The sequence below is a fragment of the Mycobacterium sp. IDUB_24 genome (assembly GCF_055419385.1).
The window spans coordinates 257,299-277,988 of record NZ_JBVAXO010000001.1 but is presented as its reverse complement, the minus strand read 5'-3'; the positions used below and the strand labels follow the sequence as shown (position 1 = coordinate 277,988).

Annotated in this window: 17 protein-coding genes; 8 read left to right on the top strand and 9 right to left on the bottom strand. The window is 67.4% G+C overall.

Annotated elements, in window-relative coordinates:
- Positions 1 to 24: 24 nt before the first annotated feature.
- Positions 25 to 1,440: a Si-specific NAD(P)(+) transhydrogenase gene (gene sthA / locus ACZYZF_RS01365; protein ID WP_463745566.1), complete on the top strand. Its 1,416-nt coding sequence runs from the start codon at positions 25 to 27 to the stop codon at positions 1,438 to 1,440.
- Here sthA and ACZYZF_RS01360 read toward each other — a convergent pair.
- Positions 1,437 to 2,243: a trypsin-like serine peptidase gene (locus ACZYZF_RS01360; RefSeq protein WP_463745565.1), complete on the bottom strand. Its 807-nt coding sequence runs from the start codon at positions 2,241 to 2,243 to the stop codon at positions 1,437 to 1,439. The genes sthA and ACZYZF_RS01360 overlap by 4 nt on opposite strands.
- Positions 2,244 to 2,431: 188 nt before the next feature.
- On the opposite strand from ACZYZF_RS01360, the gene ACZYZF_RS01355 reads away from it, so the two are divergent.
- The 3 genes from ACZYZF_RS01355 to ACZYZF_RS01345 all read left to right on the top strand — a co-directional run bounded on the left by ACZYZF_RS01355 (position 2,432) and on the right by ACZYZF_RS01345 (position 5,270).
- The gene (locus ACZYZF_RS01355; RefSeq protein ID WP_463745564.1) at positions 2,432 to 3,457 is read left to right on the top strand and encodes a proteasome assembly chaperone family protein; all 1,026 of its coding nucleotides are present in this window, start codon (positions 2,432 to 2,434) and stop codon (positions 3,455 to 3,457) included.
- A gap of 36 nt (positions 3,458 to 3,493) precedes the next feature.
- Complete coding sequence (locus ACZYZF_RS01350; RefSeq protein WP_463745563.1) at positions 3,494 to 4,516, top strand: alpha/beta fold hydrolase; 1,023 nt, start codon at positions 3,494 to 3,496, stop codon at positions 4,514 to 4,516.
- Between the two features lie 67 nt (positions 4,517 to 4,583).
- A complete protein-coding gene (locus ACZYZF_RS01345) occupies positions 4,584 to 5,270 on the top strand; it encodes a PhzF family phenazine biosynthesis protein (protein ID WP_463745562.1) in 687 nt (228 codons plus the stop codon).
- A 12-nt stretch (positions 5,271 to 5,282) separates the two neighbouring features.
- On the opposite strand, the gene nrdR is transcribed toward ACZYZF_RS01345, so the two are convergent.
- Both nrdR and ACZYZF_RS01335 read right to left on the bottom strand, forming a co-directional pair.
- Positions 5,283 to 5,738, bottom strand: coding sequence for a transcriptional regulator NrdR (nrdR, locus tag ACZYZF_RS01340; RefSeq protein WP_463745561.1), 456 nt, complete (start codon positions 5,736 to 5,738; stop codon positions 5,283 to 5,285).
- A gap of 164 nt (positions 5,739 to 5,902) precedes the next feature.
- Complete coding sequence (locus ACZYZF_RS01335) at positions 5,903 to 6,430, bottom strand: LysM peptidoglycan-binding domain-containing protein (RefSeq protein ID WP_463745560.1); 528 nt, start codon at positions 6,428 to 6,430, stop codon at positions 5,903 to 5,905.
- A gap of 242 nt (positions 6,431 to 6,672) precedes the next feature.
- Here ACZYZF_RS01335 and lexA point away from each other — a divergent pair, with 242 nt between their 5' ends.
- Complete coding sequence (gene lexA, locus ACZYZF_RS01330; protein WP_463745559.1) at positions 6,673 to 7,392, top strand: transcriptional repressor LexA; 720 nt, start codon at positions 6,673 to 6,675, stop codon at positions 7,390 to 7,392.
- A gap of 50 nt (positions 7,393 to 7,442) precedes the next feature.
- On the opposite strand, the gene ACZYZF_RS01325 is transcribed toward lexA, so the two are convergent.
- Both ACZYZF_RS01325 and ACZYZF_RS01320 read right to left on the bottom strand, forming a co-directional pair.
- Positions 7,443 to 9,794 carry an LGFP repeat-containing protein gene (locus ACZYZF_RS01325; protein ID WP_463745558.1) on the bottom strand — a complete coding sequence of 784 codons (2,352 nt, stop codon included), beginning with the start codon at positions 9,792 to 9,794 and terminating at the stop codon, positions 7,443 to 7,445.
- 179 nt (positions 9,795 to 9,973) lie between these two features.
- The gene (locus ACZYZF_RS01320) at positions 9,974 to 11,134 is read right to left on the bottom strand and encodes an acyl-CoA dehydrogenase family protein (protein WP_463745557.1); all 1,161 of its coding nucleotides are present in this window, start codon (positions 11,132 to 11,134) and stop codon (positions 9,974 to 9,976) included.
- A 100-nt stretch (positions 11,135 to 11,234) separates the two neighbouring features.
- On the opposite strand from ACZYZF_RS01320, the gene ACZYZF_RS01315 reads away from it, so the two are divergent.
- Positions 11,235 to 13,523 (top strand): molybdopterin-dependent oxidoreductase, encoded by a 2,289-nt coding sequence (locus tag ACZYZF_RS01315; RefSeq protein ID WP_463745556.1) that lies wholly within the window; start codon positions 11,235 to 11,237, stop codon positions 13,521 to 13,523.
- Positions 13,524 to 13,631: 108 nt separating this feature from the next.
- Positions 13,632 to 15,140: a PE-PPE domain-containing protein gene (locus ACZYZF_RS01310; RefSeq protein WP_463745555.1), complete on the top strand. Its 1,509-nt coding sequence runs from the start codon at positions 13,632 to 13,634 to the stop codon at positions 15,138 to 15,140.
- 9 nt (positions 15,141 to 15,149) lie between these two features.
- Here ACZYZF_RS01310 and hflX read toward each other — a convergent pair whose 3' ends face one another.
- The 4 genes from hflX to ACZYZF_RS01290 are packed head-to-tail and all read right to left on the bottom strand — an operon-like array spanning position 15,150 to position 19,103.
- On the bottom strand, positions 15,150 to 16,559 hold the full coding sequence (gene hflX / locus ACZYZF_RS01305; RefSeq protein ID WP_463745554.1) for a GTPase HflX: 1,410 nt from the start codon (positions 16,557 to 16,559) through the stop codon (positions 15,150 to 15,152).
- Between the two features lie 45 nt (positions 16,560 to 16,604).
- On the bottom strand, positions 16,605 to 17,471 hold the full coding sequence (gene dapF, locus ACZYZF_RS01300) for a diaminopimelate epimerase (RefSeq protein ID WP_463745971.1): 867 nt from the start codon (positions 17,469 to 17,471) through the stop codon (positions 16,605 to 16,607).
- 19 nt (positions 17,472 to 17,490) lie between these two features.
- Positions 17,491 to 18,429 carry a tRNA (adenosine(37)-N6)-dimethylallyltransferase MiaA gene (gene miaA / locus ACZYZF_RS01295; RefSeq protein ID WP_463745553.1) on the bottom strand — a complete coding sequence of 313 codons (939 nt, stop codon included), beginning with the start codon at positions 18,427 to 18,429 and terminating at the stop codon, positions 17,491 to 17,493.
- The gene (locus ACZYZF_RS01290; protein WP_463745552.1) at positions 18,417 to 19,103 is read right to left on the bottom strand and encodes a class III extradiol ring-cleavage dioxygenase family protein; all 687 of its coding nucleotides are present in this window, start codon (positions 19,101 to 19,103) and stop codon (positions 18,417 to 18,419) included. The genes miaA and ACZYZF_RS01290 overlap by 13 nt, the downstream gene beginning before the upstream one ends.
- Before the next feature lie 228 nt (positions 19,104 to 19,331).
- Here ACZYZF_RS01290 and ACZYZF_RS01285 point away from each other — a divergent pair, with 228 nt between their 5' ends.
- Positions 19,332 to 20,687 carry a DUF349 domain-containing protein gene (locus ACZYZF_RS01285; protein WP_463745551.1) on the top strand — a complete coding sequence of 452 codons (1,356 nt, stop codon included), beginning with the start codon at positions 19,332 to 19,334 and terminating at the stop codon, positions 20,685 to 20,687.
- Positions 20,688 to 20,690 lie beyond the last annotated feature (3 nt).

Genomic DNA, 20,690 nt, shown 5'->3' with positions numbered 1-20,690 from the left:
GCGAGCCGCGTACACAGTTGTACCGTGGGTTCAGTGCAGGAATTCGACCTCATCGTCATTGGTTCGGGTCCCGGCGGGCAACGTGCCGCCATCGCCGCGGCAAAGCTCGGCAAGACCGTTGCGGTGATCGAGCGGGACATGATGCTCGGTGGCGTGTGCGTCAACACCGGCACCATTCCGTCCAAGACACTGCGCGAGGCGGTCGTCTACCTGACCGGGATGAGCCAGCGCGAGCTTTACGGGACCAGCTACCGCGTCAAAGAAAAAATCACCCCCGCCGATCTACTGTCGTGGACCCAGCACGTCATCGGCAGGGAAATCGACGTCGTCCGGTCCCAGTTGATGCGCAACGGCATCGAGCTGTACACCGGGCACGGCCGGTTCAAGGACGAGCACACGGTCGTCGTCGAGGACCCCAGCCGAGCCGAACTCGTCACTATCCGTGGCACTTTCATCGTCATCGCCACCGGAACCAAACCGGCCCGGCCCGCGGGGGTGCAATTCGACGAGGCGCGAGTGCTCGACTCCGATGGCATCCTCAACCTCACGACGCTGCCCAGCTCGATGGTGGTGGTCGGAGCCGGGGTCATCGGTATCGAGTACGCCTCGACGTTCGCCGCACTGGGCACCAGAGTCACCGTGATCGAGAAACGCGACAGCATGTTGGAGTTCTGCGATCCCGAGATCATCGAATCGCTGCGCTTCCATCTACGCGACCTCGCAGTGACATTCCGCTTCGGCGAAGAGGTGACCGCCGTCGACGTCGGAGCTTCCGGAACGATCACCACTCTGGCCAGCGGCAAGCAGATCCCCGCCGAGACCGTGATGTATTCGGCCGGAAGACAAGGGCAGACCGATCACCTCGATCTGGCCAACGCCGGCCTCGAAGCGGACCACCGCGGCCGCATCTACGTCGACGACAACTTCACCACCAAGGTCGATCACATCTATGCGGTGGGCGACGTCGTCGGCTTCCCGGCGTTGGCGGCCACCTCCATGGAGCAGGGCCGCCTGGCCGCCTGTCACGCCTTCGGCGAGCCCACCAAGGGCATGATGAGCATCCAGCCGATCGGCATCTACTCGATCCCGGAGGTGTCCTTCGTCGGGGCCACCGAATTCGAGCTGACCAAAGACTCGATTCCCTACGAAGTGGGGGTGTCACGCTACCGCGAACTGGCCCGCGGCAAGATCGCCGGTGACTCCTACGGAATGCTCAAGCTGTTGGTGTCCACCGAGGACCTGCGGGTGCTCGGCGTGCACATCTTCGGCACGAACGCCACCGAGATGGTGCACATCGGCCAGGCCGTGATGGGTTGCGGGGGCACCGTCGAATATCTCGTCGACGCAGTGTTCAACTATCCGACATTCTCGGAGGCCTACAAGGTCGCGGCGCTGGACGTGATGAACAAGCTGCGCGCGCTCAACCAGTTCCGCTACTAGCAGTCGGATTCGAGCGCCGCGGGTGCCGCGTCGCCCGGGCCGCCGGCTTCGGCGCGGATCAGCAACCGGGCGATCCGGTCATCGAAGCGCGGCGAATAGGACACGTCGTCATCGCAGCCACCGCCATCGAGTCCGCCCACCAACCCGGTGATCGTCGACCCCGAAACCCATGGGGCGCCACTGAATCCATCGGTCAGGCCCCCACAGGCCAGGGACGGGAACCCCTGCGGTGACGACTCGGTCGCGCCGCGACAGGCCAGCGGGCTGCCGCCCTCACCCATCGGGTAACCGGTCACCGTCACCGGACTGCCCGCCGCAGGCGCCGACCCGAGGGTCAATCCGCCACCGGCCGCGGACGGCAGGCTCACGCCGGAATCCCCGGTCACCTGCACGATCGCGTAGTCCGCCTGGGGGTCCTGTTCAGCGAGCCAACGTGAGTCCAGGTACACCTTGCTCACGTGCCAGGTATCACCCGCACCCGCACCGAAACCGGGGACGAAGGTGGTGTCGACACCGTCGAGCAGGCAGTGCGCGGCCGTCAGGATGAGATCCGCCGACGGGCTCGCCAACACCGAGCCGCTACAGGTGTGCGTCGTGGTGTCGCCCAGGAACAACGCCCCCACCCGCCGATCCGGCGTCACCGACTCCGCCCCGGCCTGCGACAACGCGCTGGCCGCAGCCGCTGAACTGATCGGCGGGGCCGGCTCGGGGCGGCCGGACGGTCCACCGGTCGTGGTGCCCGGAGCGGTGCACGCCGCGGCCCCGGCAACCAGCACGGCTGCCGCGACTGTGAATTTCACCATCCGGGTCACGTACATCATCATGATTTTGCCTGATCGCGGGGATACCCGCCGGAATGCCGGCCCCGGCCCAGCGCGTTCGCATGCACAGGCGGGGCGGAATACACCCGGAACCCGGGTATGCGGGACACTAGATGACACGGTGGTAGGCGCCGTCACAGCGTGCTACCGCAGCGAGGAGACGAAGCGAGATGACCGACAGCAGCGACACCCCCGAGCAGCACTACCAGCCCGATCAGAGCGGCATGTACGAGCTTGAGTTCCCGGCGCCGCAGCTGTCGTCTTCGGACGGCCGCGGCCCGGTGCTGGTCCACGCCCTGGAGGGTTTCTCCGATGCCGGTCACGCGATCCGGCTGGCCGCCGAGCACCTCAAGGACACCCTCGACACCGAACTGGTGGCTTCCTTCGCCATCGACGAGCTGCTCGACTACCGGTCGCGGCGGCCGCTGATGACGTTCAAGACCGACCATTTCACCAGCTACGAGGAACCCGAACTGAACCTGTACGCGCTGCACGACGGCGCAGGCACGCCGTTTCTGCTGCTGGCCGGCCTGGAGCCGGACCTGCGGTGGGAGCGGTTCATCACCGCGGTTCGCCTGCTCGGCGAGCAGCTGGGAGTGCGACAGGTGATCGGGCTGGGCACCATTCCGATGGCGGTGCCCCACACCCGCCCGGTCATGCTCACCGCGCACGCCAACAACAAGGAGCTGATCGCCGACCACACCCCGTGGGTCGGCGAAGTCCAGGTTCCGGCGAGCGTTTCCAACCTGCTGGAGTTCCGCATGGCCCAGCACGGACACGAGGTGGTGGGATACACCGTGCACGTGCCGCACTACCTGGCCCAGACGGCCTACCCGCCGGCCGCCGAGGCGCTGCTGACCGAAGTGGCCCGGACCGGTTCGCTACAACTGCCGCTGGAGAAACTGTCCGAGGCCGGAGCCGAGGTGTACAGCAAGATCAACGAGCAGGTGGAGGCCAGCGCTGAGGTGGCTCAGGTGGTGACCGGGCTGGAGCGCCAGTACGATGCATTCGTTGCCGCACAGGAAAATCGGTCTCTGCTGGCACGCGACGAGGAACTACCCAGTGGTGACGAGCTGGGAGCCGAGTTCGAACGGTTCCTCGCCCAGCAGGCCGGTGACAAGTTCAAAGACGACAAGTACAAAGACGGACGGGACGGCTTCGGCGACGGCTTCCCGAACGGCGACAACCACTCATAACAGCCCGACGCCGGGCCGAGGGCGAGGTTGACCAGCATGACCGAGCGCAAACCGCATCTGCGGACTGTTCGCGAGCTCACCCCGACGCTCGAATACCGCACGATCCACGGATACCGGCGGGCGTTCCGGGTCGCCGGGTCAGGGCCGGCGATCCTGCTGATCCACGGCATCGGTGACAACTCCACCACCTGGCACACCGTGCAATCGGCGCTGGCGCAACGGTTCACCGTGATCGCCCCGGATCTGCTGGGGCACGGCAGCTCCGACAAGCCGCGTGCGGACTATTCGGTTGCGGCCTACGCCAACGGCATGCGCGACCTGCTCAGTGTGCTCGACATCGACGGGGTGACAGTGGTCGGTCATTCGCTGGGCGGTGGCGTCGCCATGCAGTTTGCCTACCAATTCCCACAGCTGGTGGAGCGTCTCATCCTCGTGGGCTCCGGCGGGGTCACCAAGGACGTCAATATGGCGTTGCGGGTCGCCTCACTCCCGATGGGAAGTGAGGCGCTGGCACTGCTGCGCCTGCCCCTGGTGCTGCCGGCGTTGCAGTTGGCCGGCCGGGCCGCGGGCACGGTGTTGGGCTCAACCGGCCTCGGCCGCGATATCCCGGACATGCTGCGCATCCTGGCCGATCTGCCGGAGCCGACAGCATCGTCGGCGTTCGCCCGTACCCTGCGCGCCGTCGTGGACTGGCGTGGCCAGGTGGTGACGATGCTCGACCGCTGTTACTTGACCGAATCGGTTCCGGTCCAGTTGATCTGGGGTGAAAGCGATTCGGTCATCCCCGTCAGCCATGCCGAGATGGCGCACGCCGCAATGCCCGGTTCCCGGTTGGAGATCTTCTCCGGGTCCGGGCATTTCCCGTTCCATGACGATCCCGACCGCTTCGTCGAGGTGGTCGAACGCTTCATCGACACCACCGAGCCGTCGGTCTACGACCAGGAGCGCCTGCGCACCCTGCTGCGTACCGGGCGGACCGATTCGGCGATGAGCGGGACCTTCGACACTCAGATCGCCGTGCTCGACGCGATGGACGCGGACGAGCGCAGCGCAACCTGATCCGCTGACCGCACCGGGTCGGAGACAGCCCGCCCGACGAGCGCATGATGCGACGTAGCATCGGGTCATGGCCATCGACGTCACCGTGTTACGGGTGTTCACCGACTCAGACGGCAAGTACGGCAATCCGCTGGGCGTGGTGGACAACAGCACTGTCGCCCCGGACGACCGCCAGCGGATCGCCACCGAATTGGGTTACAGCGAAACGGTATTCATCGATCTGCCGCAGCCGGGCGGCAACTCGGCCAACGCCCACATCTTCACCCCGGTCGCGGAATTGCCGTTCGCAGGGCACCCCACGGTGGGGGCGTCGTGGTGGCTGCGTGAGGTGGGATCGCCGGTCCGTACCCTGCGGGTGCCCGCCGGGATACTCCAGGTCGAGTACGACGGAGATCGTGCCGTCGTCAACGCGCGGTCCGAGTGGGCACCGGAGTTCGCCATCTATGACCTGAGTTCGGTGGAGGAGTTGTTCGCCGCCGACCCCAACGATTTCGACGACGCCGATGAGAACTACCTGTGGGCCTGGATCGACAAGGCGAACGGCACGGTGCGCGCCAGGTCGTTCGCCCCCCATCTGGGGATTCCCGAAGACGAGGCGACCGGCGCTGCCGCGGTGCGGATGACCGACTATCTCAGCCAGGACCTCACGATCATCCAGGGCAAGGGGTCGGTGATCGAGACACGCTGGAGCCCGGAGGGCTGGGTTCGTCTGGCCGGCCGTGTGGTCAACGACGGGCCTACCCGACTGGATTGAACCTGGACTGAATTACGCCTCGGCGCGGTGCGCGCGCAGCGCCTCGATCTCGCGCTCGAAGTCCTCGGCTGAGGAGAACGACCGGTACACCGAGGCGAATCTCAGGTAGGCGACCTCGTCCAGTTCACGGAGCGGTCCGAGGATCGCCAAGCCGACCTCATTGCTGGGGATCTCCGGCGTGCCGAGGCCGCGGACCGCATCCTCGACCTTCTGCGCCAAAACGTTGAGTGCATCGTCGTCGACCTGTCTGCCCTGACAGGACCGGCGCACACCACGGATGACCTTCTCCCGGCTGAAGGGCTCGGTAACCCCGCTGCGCTTCACCACAGCCAGCACCGCGGTCTCCACGGTGGTGAACCGACGCCCGCACTCCGGGCATGATCGCCGGCGCCGGATGGCCTGGCCCTCGTCGGTCTCGCGGGAATCGACCACGCGCGAATCAGGGTGACGACAGAACGGACAATGCATTACCGCTCCTTCGTCATGCCGCCGGACAACTAGTTCGAGCGCCCTTGAGCGTACCCGCGATGCCCGCGGGAGACTCACCGCCGGGTCCAGTGGCGAGTAGGTGCTCACTCCGACACCGGCCAGTGTGGCTGTCGGCCAGGACGATTCAGCGGACATTGCACTGCTCAGCCAACCGGCGCGAGCAATGTCTGCCCGGAGTCGACCGCCACGGATTCGAGTTGGTTGAGGTCACGGATCTGCTCGACGACCCGGGCTACCGGGGCGTCCGGGGCGACCCGACGCGCCACCTGTTGCAGCGTCTCCCCCGATTTCACCTGGACCACCGCGAGCTCGGTCGGGGTCGGGGTCTCGGCCCCCATCACCCCACCGAATTGGGCCACCAGGCCGAGCCACACCGTGATACCCGCGGCGACCAGGGCCAGCAACACCGTAGTGAGCGGCGTGATGGGCCGGCTGCGATGCGATGCCCGCGACATGAGCACTCCGGTTCCGCGGTAGCGGACCGTCCCGGCGGCGGGTCGGTCGGGGGCCGGCCGCTGCACCCGGCGCACCGGCCGTGCCGTACCGGTACCGAAGGTGGCGCTGCCCCTGGTGCCGGCACCGCCTCTGGCCCGGACGCGCTGCGATGGGGACTGCGGCACGGCCCGAACAGCGCGGGAACGACTATCGGCGGGGATATCGATGATCGCCATCTGACTGCCTTTCGGTGGGACGGTTTCGCTCTTGTGTTCGAACATACTCGCTCAAGTGTTCGATGGATAGAACATGTGATCGAACTGTTGCCAAACGATAGAACAGGGCACCGACAAGTTCGGCCCGCCAACCCGACGCACGGCCGGCAACCGCCCCCCAGCCCGCCCCACCAGCAGACACGCCGCAACACGCGTCGAACACATGTTTGATTAATGTCGGATCAACGACTACATTCGGCCCCATGAGCGACGACCGCAGCAGGGACGGCAAGACCGACAGCCCGGCCGGATCGGATGGCGCGGGTCCACGCCGGGCCGAGGGGCTCACCGACCGGCAACGCACCATTCTCGACGTGATCCGCGCGTCGGTGAACAGTCGCGGCTACCCGCCGAGCATCCGCGAGATCGGCGATGCGGTCGGTTTGACCTCGACCTCGTCGGTCGCCCATCAGTTGCGCACCCTGGAACGCAAGGGTTACCTGCGCCGGGATCCCAACCGCCCGCGCGCGGTCGACGTACGCGGCGCCGACGATCCGGCGGCCGCGGCGCTGGTGTCGACCGACGTGGCCGGCTCCGACGCGCTACCCGAACCGACGTTCGTGCCGGTGCTCGGGCGTATCGCCGCAGGCGGCCCGATCCTGGCCGAGCAGGCTGTCGAGGACGTCTTCCCGCTGCCCCGCGAACTGGTCGGCGAGGGGTCGCTGTTCCTGCTCAAGGTCGTGGGCGACTCGATGGTCGATGCCGCCATCTGTGACGGCGACTGGGTGGTGGTACGCCAGCAGAGCGTGGCCGACAACGGAGACATCGTGGCAGCCATGATCGACGGCGAAGCCACCGTCAAGACGTTCAAGCGGACCCGCGGTCAGGTCTGGCTGATGCCGCACAACCCGGCATACGACCCGATCCCGGGCAATGACGCCGCGGTGCTCGGCAAAGTAGTCACCGTGATCCGCAAGATCTGACCGACCGGAGGCGGACCCGGCTGCACCAGATGGTTGCCGGGTCCTGCCGCTCAGTCCGTGCGCACGAAGCCGTTCGTGCGGGCGAATTCCTCACTGGCGAACCAAATCTCCGCCACTGCGTCGTCATACTCACTGCTGTCTGGTGCCCAGTACCGGCCCGACTGGGTGTCCGCTTTGATCGGATACCCCTCCGGTGCGCGGTGCGGGTCCTCCAGCGGTAGATGAATGGCGGTGGCACTGGGTATCTCGTCGAGTTCGATGGCGGCGTGGCGCCCGCTGTGAGCGTCACCGCCGTGGGTCTCACTGCTGTAGGCCTCACCGCTGTAAGCCTCATTGCTGTAGGCCTCGGCCTCGGTGATGACGCGGGTCGGTGCGGTGTCGACGTTGTCCTGATCGCTGGGCACTGCCAGGCCGCTCAGCGCCGAGAATCCCTGCGCCCCGTGCACTCCGCCGGCCGGACCGCTCAGTGACCCGGTGTCCGCCAGTTCCTCCTCTTCGAGCTCCGCTTCGATGTCGTCGTCGTCGCCCTCGGCAACTTCCTCGAAGTCGGCGTCGATGGGCGTATCGAGGTCCTCGTCGTCGAAGTCGTCGTCCTCGAAATCGGACTCTTCATAGTCGTTTTCGAAGTCGTCATCGTCGTCGTAGTCGTCGAATCCCTGTTCCGGGCCGGCCAGCTGCGAGGAATCCTCCGGTGGTTCCTCGTCCTCGCCAGGTGCCCCGTAAACACCCGCCGCTCCGTTCGGGGCGGCCCATTGACTGACCGGGATGGCGATATCGGTTGGCCCGTCGTACGGAGACGCCGCCCCTGCCGGTTCCGCGCCCGGCCCGGCGAACCGCGCCGTCGCGGCCTCGCCGCCATAGGCGGCGCTCGGCCCATGAACGTTCGCCGCATCGGAGCCGCGATCATCGCGGTACTCGTCGTGGTCATACCCACGCGAGCCGTAGCGGGCCTCGTCGTACCGCTCGTCGTCGTACGACGAATCCCCGGGTCCGCCGTCGTAGTCATCGTCGAACGGGTCGTGGTCGAAGTCGTCGTCGCCACCGGCGCGCCGACGGTGCCACAGCGCGGCCCCCACGATCAGCCCGGCGAGCAGCACAACCGGGACCACCGCGATCAGCCACCACCAGCTCCAATGCCAGGCGAACGGCTTCTTGGTGTCCGCACCGGAAGGCTGCGGCCCCGAGGCCGGGGTCTGACCGAGTCCCGGAACCTGCAGGCCACTCAATTCGGAGGCGAGTTTCGACGGCTCGGTGGTGAACTTGTTGGCGTCGCGGTCCCACGAGATGACTCCCCCGCTGAACCGCTGGCTGACGACACTGCCGTCTTCGGTCTGGTCGGCCATGGGGGCGCCCAATGCGCCCTTCGCCCCGCCGAGCTTCTCCCAGGCCGCGTTCATCGCGCCCCGCACGATCACCGCGCCGTAGTCCGGAGTCCAGAAGATGACGGGGTTGTCGGCAGCGGCGAAGGTGCTGATCCGGCTGTTGGGACCCAACCCGCCCTCGGACTCGCTGGTGGTCGGGAAGCCCAGATCACCCTCGGGGCCACCGACGCTTTCGTACTTCTCGAGCAGCTGGCCGGTGATGGCGTTGGCTCCGGTGGCCGGACTGTAGAAGATCTTGCCGCCGGCGTACTTCTGGCCGAACCCGCCGTCGCCGATCGGATACTGGTCGCCGTCCTTGGCTCCCAGTGGTCCCATCACGCCACCTGCTTCGCGACGCGCGGCGGCGATCGCCGAAGCAGGATCCATCGGTACGTCCAGGCCGGCAAGCTGGTCGGCGAGTTCCGGCGGCTCCGTGGTGAATGCCTTGGTTTTGCGGTTCCACGAAATCTCGCCGCCGGTGAACTTCTGTGAGATGACATCGCCGTCGAACATCTCGTCGTCAGCGGGGACGCCCAGCAATCCGGCGGAGCCACCGAGCTTGTCCCACGCAGCATTGATGGCACCCCGCACCACCCGGGCGCCGGTGGACGGAGTCCAGAAGATGACCGGGTTGTCGGGCGCGCTCAGGGTCGAGTTGCGACTGTCGGCCGCCCGTCCGGCGCCCTCATCGATCGTGGGGAATCCCATGTCGCCGTCGGCCGGACCGCCCAACGACTCGTACTTCTCCAGGATTGCGCCCTGCATGAAATGAGCGCCGGTCGGCTGGGTGAAGAACATCTTGCCCCCGGCGAAGTTCTGCGCGAAGCCAGAACCCACCGCGTACACGTCGCCCTGCCGCGGCCCCAGCGGGCCGCCGTCGCCACCGGTGGCCTCCCACGCGGAGGTGACAGCCGCGTCGGCATCCGCCTCCGGGGTGGCCGAAGCCACCGCCGGCACCACCAAACAAGCGACTACGAGTGCGAGCAGGCCGACCCCCAACCGCCACACGGCTGCGTTCAGCCTCGCTCCCGGCCTAGTCATGCGCCCTCCCCGCTCGTTCGGCAAAGTTTCCTTAGAAATGTCCCGCCCGGACAACTTTGCGTCAGCACGTGACGATAACCAAGGAACGTGGCCGATCATGACCAAAAAAGGCCCAATATCTGGATCCGTTGGCCCAGATATGGGCTTCCGGAGGCGTCACCTGGCCAAAATTGGGGCGATCAGACACCCAGACTGCGTCCGATGATCTCCTTCATGATCTCGGTGGTGCCGCCGTAAATGGTCTGAACCCGCGCATCCAGGTAAGCCCGGGCGACCGGGTACTCACGCATATAGCCGTAACCACCGTGCAACTGCAAGCAGCGGTCGATGAGCTCCACCTGCTTCTCGCTGGAGTACCACTTGGCCATCGCGGCCTGCTCCACGGTGAGTTTCTCGTCGAGGTGCAACCGGATGAACTCGTCGACCATCATCCGCACCACGGTGGCCTCGGTCGCCAGTTCGGCCAACAGGAACCGGCTGTTCTGGAAGCTGCCGATCGGCTTACCGAAGGCCTTGCGTTCCTTGGTGTACTGCAACGTCTGCTCGAGCACCGCCTCCATCGCCGCGGCGGCCATGATGGCGATCGAGATGCGTTCCTGCGGCAGGTTCTGCATCAGGTAGACAAAGCCCTGGCCCTCCTCGCCGAGCAGGTTCTCGACCGGCACCCTGACATCGGTAAACGACAGTTCCGCGGTGTCCTGGGCCTCCAAACCGATCTTGTCGAGGTGGCGGCCCCGCTCGAAGCCCTCCATGCCGCGTTCGACCACCAGCAGCGAGAATCCCAGAGCCCCCTTTTCGGGGTCGGTCTGTGCAACGACGATCACCAGGTCAGCGTTGATGCCGTTGGTGATGAAGGTCTTGGATCCGTTGAGGACGTAGTGGTCACCGTCGCGGACCGCGCGGGTCTTGATGCCCTGCAGGTCGCTACCGGTACCCGGTTCGGTCATTGCGATCGCCGAGATCAATTCACCCGTGCAGAACTTGGGCAGCCAGCGCTGCTTCTGCTCTTCGTTGGCCAGCCGGAGCAGATAGGGCGCGACGACATCGTTGTGCAGGCTGAAACCGATGCCGCTGTAGCGGCCGGCCACGGTCTCTTCGCAGACGATCGTGTTGTACCGGAAGTCGTCGTTGCCGCCGCCGCCGTACTCCTCGGGCACCGCCATCCCGAGAAAGCCCTGCTTACCCGCCTCCAGCCAGACCCCGCGGTCGACGATCTTGTCCTTCTCCCACTGGTCGTGGAACGGCGCGACGTGTTTGTCCAGGAATCCCCGGTATGACTCGCGGAACAACTCGTGCTCGGGCTCGAACAACGTGCGGTCGTACTTCACGACACTGCCCATGGTGTGACCTCCGGTACTGGTTACGGATTTGGGCCAACCTATACCAACCGGGTGGTTGGTCAGCCCGGGGAGGGGTGGGGACCGGCCGTAGACTCCGGTCATGCCCAGGTCGCCCGTGAGCCTCGCGCACTGGGGTGCCTTCACCACGGACATCGCAGACGGCGACATCGCCGCCGTCACCCCACTGGACGGTGACGCCGATCCATCTCCGTTGCTCGGCAACCTCGCGGGCTCGATCCGACACCGCTCGCGGATCGCCGGACCGGCGGTGCGACGCGGCTGGCTGCGCGACGGCCCCGGCCCCAGTACCGAGCGGGGCGTCGACGAGTACGTCTCGGTGACCTGGGATGAGCTCACCGACCTGCTGGCCGGCGAGCTACGCCGGGTCGTCGACACCTACGGCAACGAGGCGATCTACGGCGGCTCCTACGGCTGGGCCAGCGCGGGACGCTTCCACCACGCCCAGAGCCAGGTGCATCGGTTTCTGAAAATGCTCGGCGGCTATACGTTTTCCCGCCACTCCTACAGCCTGGGTGCCACCGGAGCGATCATGCCGCGAGTGGTCGGCACCCACGACGACCTGTTCAAGCGCTCCACCGATTGGGACGTCATCGCCGAACACACCGACCTGCTGGTGTGTTTCGGCGGTGTCGCGATGAAGAACACAGGTATCAATCACGGTGGCACCACGGCACATCCGGCCCGCGGCGCGCTGCACCGGATGCGTGCACGCGGCGGACAGATCGTGTCGCTGAGCCCGCTGCGCGACGATGTCGACGGCGACTGTCGATGGCTGGCTCCGGTGCCGGGTACCGATGTCGCGGTGATGCTCGCGCTGGCCTATGTCCTGGCCACCGAAGGGCTGGCCGACCGGGATTTTCTCGACACGTACTGCACCGGATACCAACGGTTCGAGCGCTACCTGCTGGGCGGCGATGACGGCGTTGCCAAGACTCCACAGTGGGCGTCTCGACTCAGCGGTCTACCTGCCGACGAGCTCACGGCGCTGGCCCGGCGGATGGCCGCCTCACGCACCCTGGTCACCGTCAGTTGGTCGTTGCAGCGCATCAGGTACGGCGAACAGGCGCCGTGGATGGGGCTGACCCTGGCCGCCATGTTGGGCCAGATCGGTATTCCCGGAGGAGGTTTCGGGCACGGCTACGGGTCGATGAACGAGCCGGGGTTGCCACCGCTGCGGTGCGGGCTGCCTGTGCTGCCGCAGGGCCTCAACCCGGTGCAGACGTTCATCCCGGTCGCGGCCGTCACCGACATGTTGCTGCACCCGGGTCAGCCGTTCGATTACAACGGCCTGCAACTGACCTACCCCGACATCAAATGCGTGTACTGGTCCGGCGGCAATCCATTTCACCATCACCAGAACATTCCGAGGTTGCGCCGGGCCCTGTCCCGGGTGGACACCATCGTCGTGCACGACCCGTATTGGACGGCGATGGCCAAGCATGCCGACATCGTGGTGCCCTCGACCACCGCCTATGAGCGCGAGGACTACTCGGGTTCGCGCAACGACCCACTCCTGGTCGCCATGCCCGCGCTGACCCAGCCGTACGCCGACTCCCGCGACGACTACACCACGTTCTCGGCGTTGGCCGAGCAGCTCGGCTTCGGCCCGCAGTTCACCGAGGGTCGCACGGCGCGCGAGTGGCTGGTCCACATGTATGAAAAGTGGTCCACCGGACTGGATTTCGAGGTTCCCGGGTTCGAGGAGTTCTGGGCCGCAGGACAGTTGCGGCTGCCCACCGAGCCGGGACTGACGCTGCTGGCCGATTTCCGGGCGGATCCCCTCGGGCGCCGGTTGGCCACCCCGAGCGGCCGCATCGAGATCTTCTCGGACACCATCGACGGATTCGGCTACGACGACTGTGCCGGTCATCCTCGCTGGTACGAGCCGACCGAGTGGCTGGGAGGTGAGCGTGCCCAGGCATATCCGTTACATCTGCTGGCCAATCAACCTGCGGCCCGGTTGCACAGCCAACTCGACGGCGGCGCAGTCAGTCAGGCGTCGAAAGTGCGAGGGCGCGAACCTATCCGGATCCACCCGACCGACGCCGCGGCCCGCGGGCTCACCGATGGCGACGTGGTGCGGGTGTTCAACGATCGCGGAGCCTGCCTGGCCGGGGTGGTGATCGACGACCGACTGCGTCCGGCGGTGTTGCAACTGTCGACCGGGGCCTGGTTCGACCCGGCCGATCCGGCCGACCCCGACTCGATGTGCGTACACGGCAATCCCAATATGCTCACCGACGATGTCGGTACCTCCTCGCTGGCCCGCGGCTGCACGGGAGCCCATGTGCTGGTGCAGGTGGAGAAGTTCGACGCAGCACTCCCCCCGGTCCGGGCACACGAGCCGCCGGTGATCCGGGCACGCTGAAATCATTGGGCGGCAGGCAGTTCCGCCGTTTGCCCGATGGCGCATACGTGCCGGTGCAAAGATCCCCTCAGCGCTGACGGCGTCGTCAGCAGAAGGAGATCCCGGCCGATGCGATTCTCACCCCGTTCTGCTGCCAGGTCAGTGCTGGTCGGCGCCGTCGCGGTATCCGGCTCGGTGGTCATCGGCCTGACGCCCATCGGCACTGCGGCGGTCGGCCTGGTCGTGGCCGTGACCCCGCTGGTCGTGCCCGGCACGGGAACCCCGAATCCGCAGGACTCCAACAACTACCTGGCCAACGCAGTCGCGTATTACGTACAGCCGAGCGGCAGTTGCGGTGCCCAGGACTGTGCCGCCCCGGTGGCAATCCCCTATATCGCTCAGTTCTGGCCGATCCCGCTCGCGGGCTGGGGCGGGTTGGAGGGCGCCAAGTGGAACGTGTCCGTTGCCAGCGGTGTCAGCCGGCTGACCAGCGAACTCGTAGGCGCCAACAATCCCAGCGCGGCGCACCCGGTGGCGGTCTTCGGCTATTCGCAGGGCGCCACCGTGGCCAGCATCGTCAAAGGCAATCTCGCTGACCTGACCGACGAGCAGAAACAGAACCTGAGCTTCGTCCTGATCGGTAACCCGAACCGCCCCGACGGCGGGCTCTTCGAACGGCTGGCGATCCTGGGTACCGTCCCCATCCTCGATGCGACGTTCGGCCAACCGACCCCGACGGACACGGGCATCGAGACCTACGACATCGCGCTGCAGTACGACGGTGTCGCCGATGCTCCCTCCTGGGTGCTCAATCCGCTCGCCTTGGCAAACGCGCTGGCCGGATTCCAATACGTGCACGGCACCTATCTGGATCCCAGGGGCGATGACCCCGACACCGCAACCCCGTACGGCTACACGCCGGAGCAGGTGCAGGCCGCGATCGAGAACGCCAAGGCGAGCTGCACCACCGAAACCCACTGCCAGAAAGTCGACGGCAGCGACACGTACTACGTCACCCTGCCGGCGAAGACCTTGCCGATCATGCAGCCCTTCCTCGACCTGGGTGCCGCGACCGGCACGTCGGCCCTGGTGGTTCCGCTGGTCGACCTGGTTTCCCCGATCGCGCAGACCCTGATCGAAACCGGTTACACCAGAACCGACTACAGCACGCCGACGCCGTTCCAGCTGCTGCCCCGGGTCAACCCGGTGAAGTTGGCCGGCGACCTCATCAACGACATCCCCGAGGGCGTCCGGGCGGCGCTCGACCCCGGACTCGACCCACTGCCCGGCTGGACCGACCCGACCCAGTCCGGCGATACCGTCACGGTGCAGGGCACCCCCGACGACGCCGTTCTCGCCACCACGAAGATCGCCGCGACGTCCGACCGCAAACCGGTGGTCCGGGTGAGCACGGTCGCCAAGCCGGAGACCGCGCTGAGCACACCCGATGACGACCAGACCACAGTTCCCGAGCCGGCCCGTCCGTCGTTGCGTAAAACCCTTGGCATCAAGGGACATCCGGCGCGCGACGCGGCGAAGTCCATCGGCAGCACGGTGCGTAAGGCCCTGGGTCAGGACACGGCAAAAGACGACGCCAAGCCCGCCCGCGCCAACGCCAAGAAGAAACCGGCCGCCTGACGCTCGTGCTCAGAAGGTGGCGAACTCGCTCAGGCCGGCGGCCAGCGCCATGGGTACCCGCGCCTTGATGCGGGTGCCATCGGCGGTGTGTTCGGTGGCGTCCACCCGGCCCTCGGCGTGCACCCGCGCCACCAGATCCCCACGGTCGTAGGGAATGGTCACGTCCACCGTGGCGTCGGTTGGCGGAATCATCTCCGCCATGCGGGCCCGCAACCGGTCCAGCCCGTCACCGGTGTGCGCGGAGACGAACACCGCGTCGGGCAGGGCACGCCGCAGCGCGGCGAGCCCGAGATCGGTGGCCGCGTCGATCTTGTTGACTACCAACAACTCCGGCGGTGGGGTGATGTTGTATTCGACAACCACCTCATTGACCACCTGCCGGACCGCGTTGACCTGCGCCAGCGGATGCTCGTCGGAGCCGTCCACGACGTGCACCAGCAGGTCGGCGTCGACCACTTCTTCGAGCGTCGACCGGAACGCCTCGACCAATTGGGTGGGCAGGTGCCGGACGAAGCCGACGGTATCGGTCAGCACGAACGGCCGCCCGTCGTCGAATTCGCCACGCCGCGTGGTGGGTTCGAGGGTGGCGAACAGGGCATTCTCGACCAGCACGCCGGCCCCGGTCAATGCGTTGAGCAGGCTGGACTTGCCGGCGTTGGTGTAGCCGACGATGGCCACCGAAGCGGAATCCGAGCCCAGCCGTCGGCTGCGCTGGGTGTCGCGGATCTTCTTCATATCGCGAATCTCGCGGCGCAGCTTGGCCATCCGCTCACGGATGCGGCGACGGTCGGTCTCGATCTTGGTTTCGCCGGGTCCGCGGGTGCCCACACCACCACCGGCGCCGCCGGCGCGACCGCCGGCCTGGCGCGACATCGATTCACCCCAACCGCGCAGCCGGGGCAGCATGTACTCCATCTGGGCCAGCGACACCTGCGCCTTGCCTTCCCGGCTGGTGGCGTGCTGGGCGAAGATGTCCAGGATCAGTGCGGTGCGGTCGATGACCTTGACCTTGACGACCTTCTCCAGCGAGTTGAGCTGGGCAGGCGAGAGTTCGCCATCGCAGATGACGGTGTCCGCGCCGGTCGCCAGCACCACCTCGCGCAGTTCGATGGCCTTGCCCGAGCCGATGTAGGTGGACGGGTCGGGTTTGTCTCGGCGCTGGATGAGCCCCTCGAGTACTTCCGAGCCGGCGGTCTCGGCGAGGGCCGCCAACTCGGCCAGGCTGGCGTCGGCGTCGGCCGCACTGCCCTCGGTCCACACTCCGACCAGGACCACCCGCTCCAGCCGCAGCTGGCGGTATTCGACCTCGGTGACGTCGGCGAGTTCGGTGGAGAGCCCTGCGACGCGGCGCAACGAGGCGCGGTCTTCGAGGGCAAGCTCACCGGTGCTGGGGGTGACGGGGTGTTGTGGATGAGTCATATGTACTTACAGGGTGTCACGTGGATCGGGCCGCGCGCACCCCAATTAGGCGTGCGCAGCGTTCCACCACTGCTCGGACAGGTCACCGCGTGCCACCAGTACGGAGGGGCCGCGCAGATAGCTGGTGGAGTCGGTGATGGTCACGGTGACCTCGCCGCCCGGGATGCGCACCCGCAACGTCCCGGTATCGACACCCTGGTGGGCCAGGGCAGCCAGCGTGGCCGCGACGGTGCCGGTGCCGCAGGAGCGGGTCTCGCCGACGCCACGCTCATGCACGCGCATTGACACTGCGCCGTCGAGCGGAACCGTGAGGACCTCGACGTTGACGCCCTCGGGGAACAGGTGCGTGTCGAAGGACACGGGCGCACCCACATCCAGGTCGGCCAACTCGTCCTCGGTCAGGCCGACACATGCCAGGTGCGGATTGCCCACGTCGACGGCCAGCCCGCTGACACTGCGGCCCCCGACCACCGCGGTCCCCGCCCCGAATTGGTTGGCCTTGCCCATCTCGACCGTGACGTCCGCAGTGGTGGCGCCGACGCTGTGCAGCACCACCGGACGCGGCCCGGCCAGCGATCCGACCACGAACTCGTCGGCGGATTCCAACCCCGAGGCCCTCAGGTAGTGCGCGAATACCCGCACCCCGTTGCCGCACATCTGCGCGATCGACCCGTCGGCATTGCGGTAGTCCATGTACCAGTCGTTGGCCGCAACCCCGTCAGGCAGCCTCTCGAATACTCCGGCAGCATGTGCGGCACCGGCCGTCGTCACCCGCAGCACGCCGTCTGCGCCCAGGCCACGGCGCCGGTCGCACAGTGCGGCCACGGCGGCCGGTGTCAGTGACACCGCAGCGTCGAGGTCGGGCAGCACCACGAAATCGTTCTGGGTGCCGTGCCCTTTCACAAAGCCCACGCCGTCGAAGATCACCTGATCAGGATACGTGCCGCCACACTCGCAGTGCGTCGTGCACCAGCCCGTCGGCTGCGCCGTCCAGCCACACCACCCGGTGGTCACGCCGGAACCAGGACCGTTGCCGGCGCACATAGCGCCGGGTGCCTATAAACGTGGCACGTCGGGCCTCACGGAAATCCGAACCATCGCCCCCGGCATCGAGGTCAGCCAGCACCTGCGCGTATCCGAGTGCCCGCGCCGCGGTGACCCCGTCGCGCAGTCCGCTGTCGATGAGCCCGCGCACTTCGTCCACCAGTCCGGCGTCGAACATCAGGTCCGTGCGTCGCTGCAGACGTTCATCGAGAATGGCTGTGTCCCAGTCCAACCCGATGATCACGGTGTCCCATCGGGGTGCGCCGATGCTCGGCGCCGACGCCGCGAAGGGCTGACCGGTGAGCTCCACGACTTCCAGGGCCCGCACGATTCGCCGACCGTCGGTCGGCAGGATCGACGCCCCCGCCGCTGGGTCCACCCGGGTCAGCTCGACATGCAGGGCGGCCACCCCCACCTCGGCCAACCGGGCCTCCCACCGGGCCCGTACCTGCGGGTCGGTGGCGGGGAACGTCCATTCGTCCAGCAGTGACTGGATGTAGAGCATGGAACCGCCCACGATCACCGGAACCGCGCCGCGAGCCGCGATGGCCTCCACGTCAGCCGCGGCATCCCGTTGGTAACGGGCCACCGTGGCGGTCTCGGTGACGTCGAGGACATCGAGTTGGTGGTGCGGGATGCCGCGCCGCTCGGCGACCGGCAGCTTCGCGGTGCCGATGTCCATCCCGCGGTACAACTGCATCGCATCGGCGTTCACTATTTCGGCGCCTCGTGCCCCGCCCAGATTCTCGGCCAGGGCCAGCGCCAGTGCCGACTTCCCCGTGCCGGTCGGCCCGATGACCGCGATGGGCCTGGTCACGGGAGCCATTCGCCGACGAAGTAGCCGACGCCGTACGGCGCTCCACGGTAGAGCTCACGGGCCGAGCCCGGCTCGGGTTCGGTCAGCCCGGCCAGCACCTGGTAGGCGACCCGGCCGAGGACGGTCCCGGGCTGTTCGGCCAGCGCTGACAGGTCTCCGGTGGCCAATGCGTCGTCGAGCTGCTGTTGGACCGGAACCGAGTCCGGATCATGGCCGCCGGGGGCCGTCGGGGTGAGCGTGTTCAGGCCGTCGGCGACCACGAGGACACCGACCGGATCCGGCGATTCTTCGAGTCGGGCGCGCAGGACCCGGCCGCGGGCCAGCGCCTCACCGACGGGGTGTGAGGCAGCGTAGGCGTGCACTTCGATGCCGACACCGGGTGTGGCCTGTCCGCGGATCCAGCCGGCGACCAGCGCACACAGCGGTAGCTCAACCGGCTCCCCCACGGGCCCGGGACCGAGTGCCACCGGGACGTCGACGCCGTAGCCGGCGAAAGTCCCGGCACAGTCCGGCCCGTACACCGCGTCGCGGGGGCCGGCGCCGATCGCCAGCCACTTCGGCGGCAACGAGCCCGCGGCGGCAATGACGGCCTCACGTAACCCGGCGACCTCGACCGTGGCCGCGCCCACCAGTTGGGGCACCAGAACCGGTGTGGCGGGGACGATCGCGATGGCGCTCAGCACCTCACCAAACTAGTGCGCGGCCACGGCTGCGCTGCGCGCCGAGGGCCGGTAGGACGCTCAAGAACGGCCCGTCGCGGGCACCGCGCATCCGAGTTTGTCAGGGCATTGCGCCGAAAGCCGTGGGCACGGCACAGCACGACCTGCTTCAATAGCGGACAAAGCGACAGCATCAGGCGCCGCGTCGCGCGGCAGATGCGCGGGTAACCGTGCGGAGTACGAGGAGCGGATATGACAACCAGTGAGCCAGGCGAAGCCACCCCCCCGACCACCTCCGGGCCCGCGCCGAAGCCAACGCCTTCATCTATCCCAAGGCCCGGACCACCCCGCCCCGTTCCCCGCCCGAGCCGGGTCGCGCCGGTGGTCGCGGTGGCACCGACGGGCGATCCGCACGAATTCGGTCGAGTGGATGCCGACGGCACGGTGTGGCTGGTCAACGGATCCGGCGAACGTGTCATCGGCTCGTGGCAGGCCGGTGACACCGAATCGGCGTACGCGCACTTCGGCCGGCGCTTCGATGATCTGCACACCGAGGTCGCTCTGCTGGAACACCGGCTGTCCTCCGGCACCGGCGATGCCCGCAAGATCAAGTCGGCGGCCGCCACGCTGGCTGAAAGTCTGCCCACCGCAGCGGTTCTGGGCGACGTTGATGCGTTGAGCGCACGCCTGGCCGCAATTCTGGAGCACGCCGACGCGGCTGCGGCGACCGAGCGCGCCCAGCGTGACGAGCATCGCGCCGCCCAAACCGCACGCAAGGAAGCGCTCGCCGCCGAGGCCGAGGATCTGGCTGCCAACGCCACCCAGTGGAAGGCCGCCGGTGACCGGCTGCGCGAGATCCTCGATGAGTGGCGCACCATCACCGGGCTGGACCGCAAGCTCGACGACGCGCTGTGGAAGCGCTACTCGTCGGCTCGCGAGACTTTCAACCGCCGTCGCGGGTCGCACTTCGCCGAACTGGACCGCGGCCGCGTGGGCGCCCGTCAGGTCAAAGAGGCGCTGTGCGAGCAGGCCGAGCAACTGTCCGGCTCGACCGATTGGGGCGCCACCGGTGCCGCGTTCCGTGACCTGCTGGCCCAGTGGAAGGCCGCCGGGCGCGCCGCCAAGGACGTCGACGACGCGTTGTGGCACCGGTTCAAGGCCGCTCAGGACACGTTCTTCGGGGCCCGAAACGCCGCCCACGCCGAACGTGACGCCGAGTTCAAGGCGAATGCCGCCGCCAAGGAGGCGTTGCTGGTCGAGGCGGAGAAGATCGACACGACCGATCTGGATGCGGCCCGCGCGGCTTTGCGCACGATCGGCGACAAGTGGGACGCGATCGGCAAGGTTCCCCGCGAGCGAGCCACCGATCTGGAGCGACGCCTGCGTGCCGTGGAAAAGAAGGTCCGCGACGCTCCGACGGGCGGTGTCGACCCCGAGGCCAAGGCTCGTGCCGACCAGTTCCGCTCACGTGCCGAGCAGTTCGAGAAGCAGGCCGAGAAGGCCGAGGCCGCCGGCCGCGCCAAGGACGCAGCCGACGCCAGGGCGAGTGCCGAACAGTGGCGTCAGTGGGCAGATGCCGCGGCCGCCACGCTCGGAGAGCGCAACTAGGCG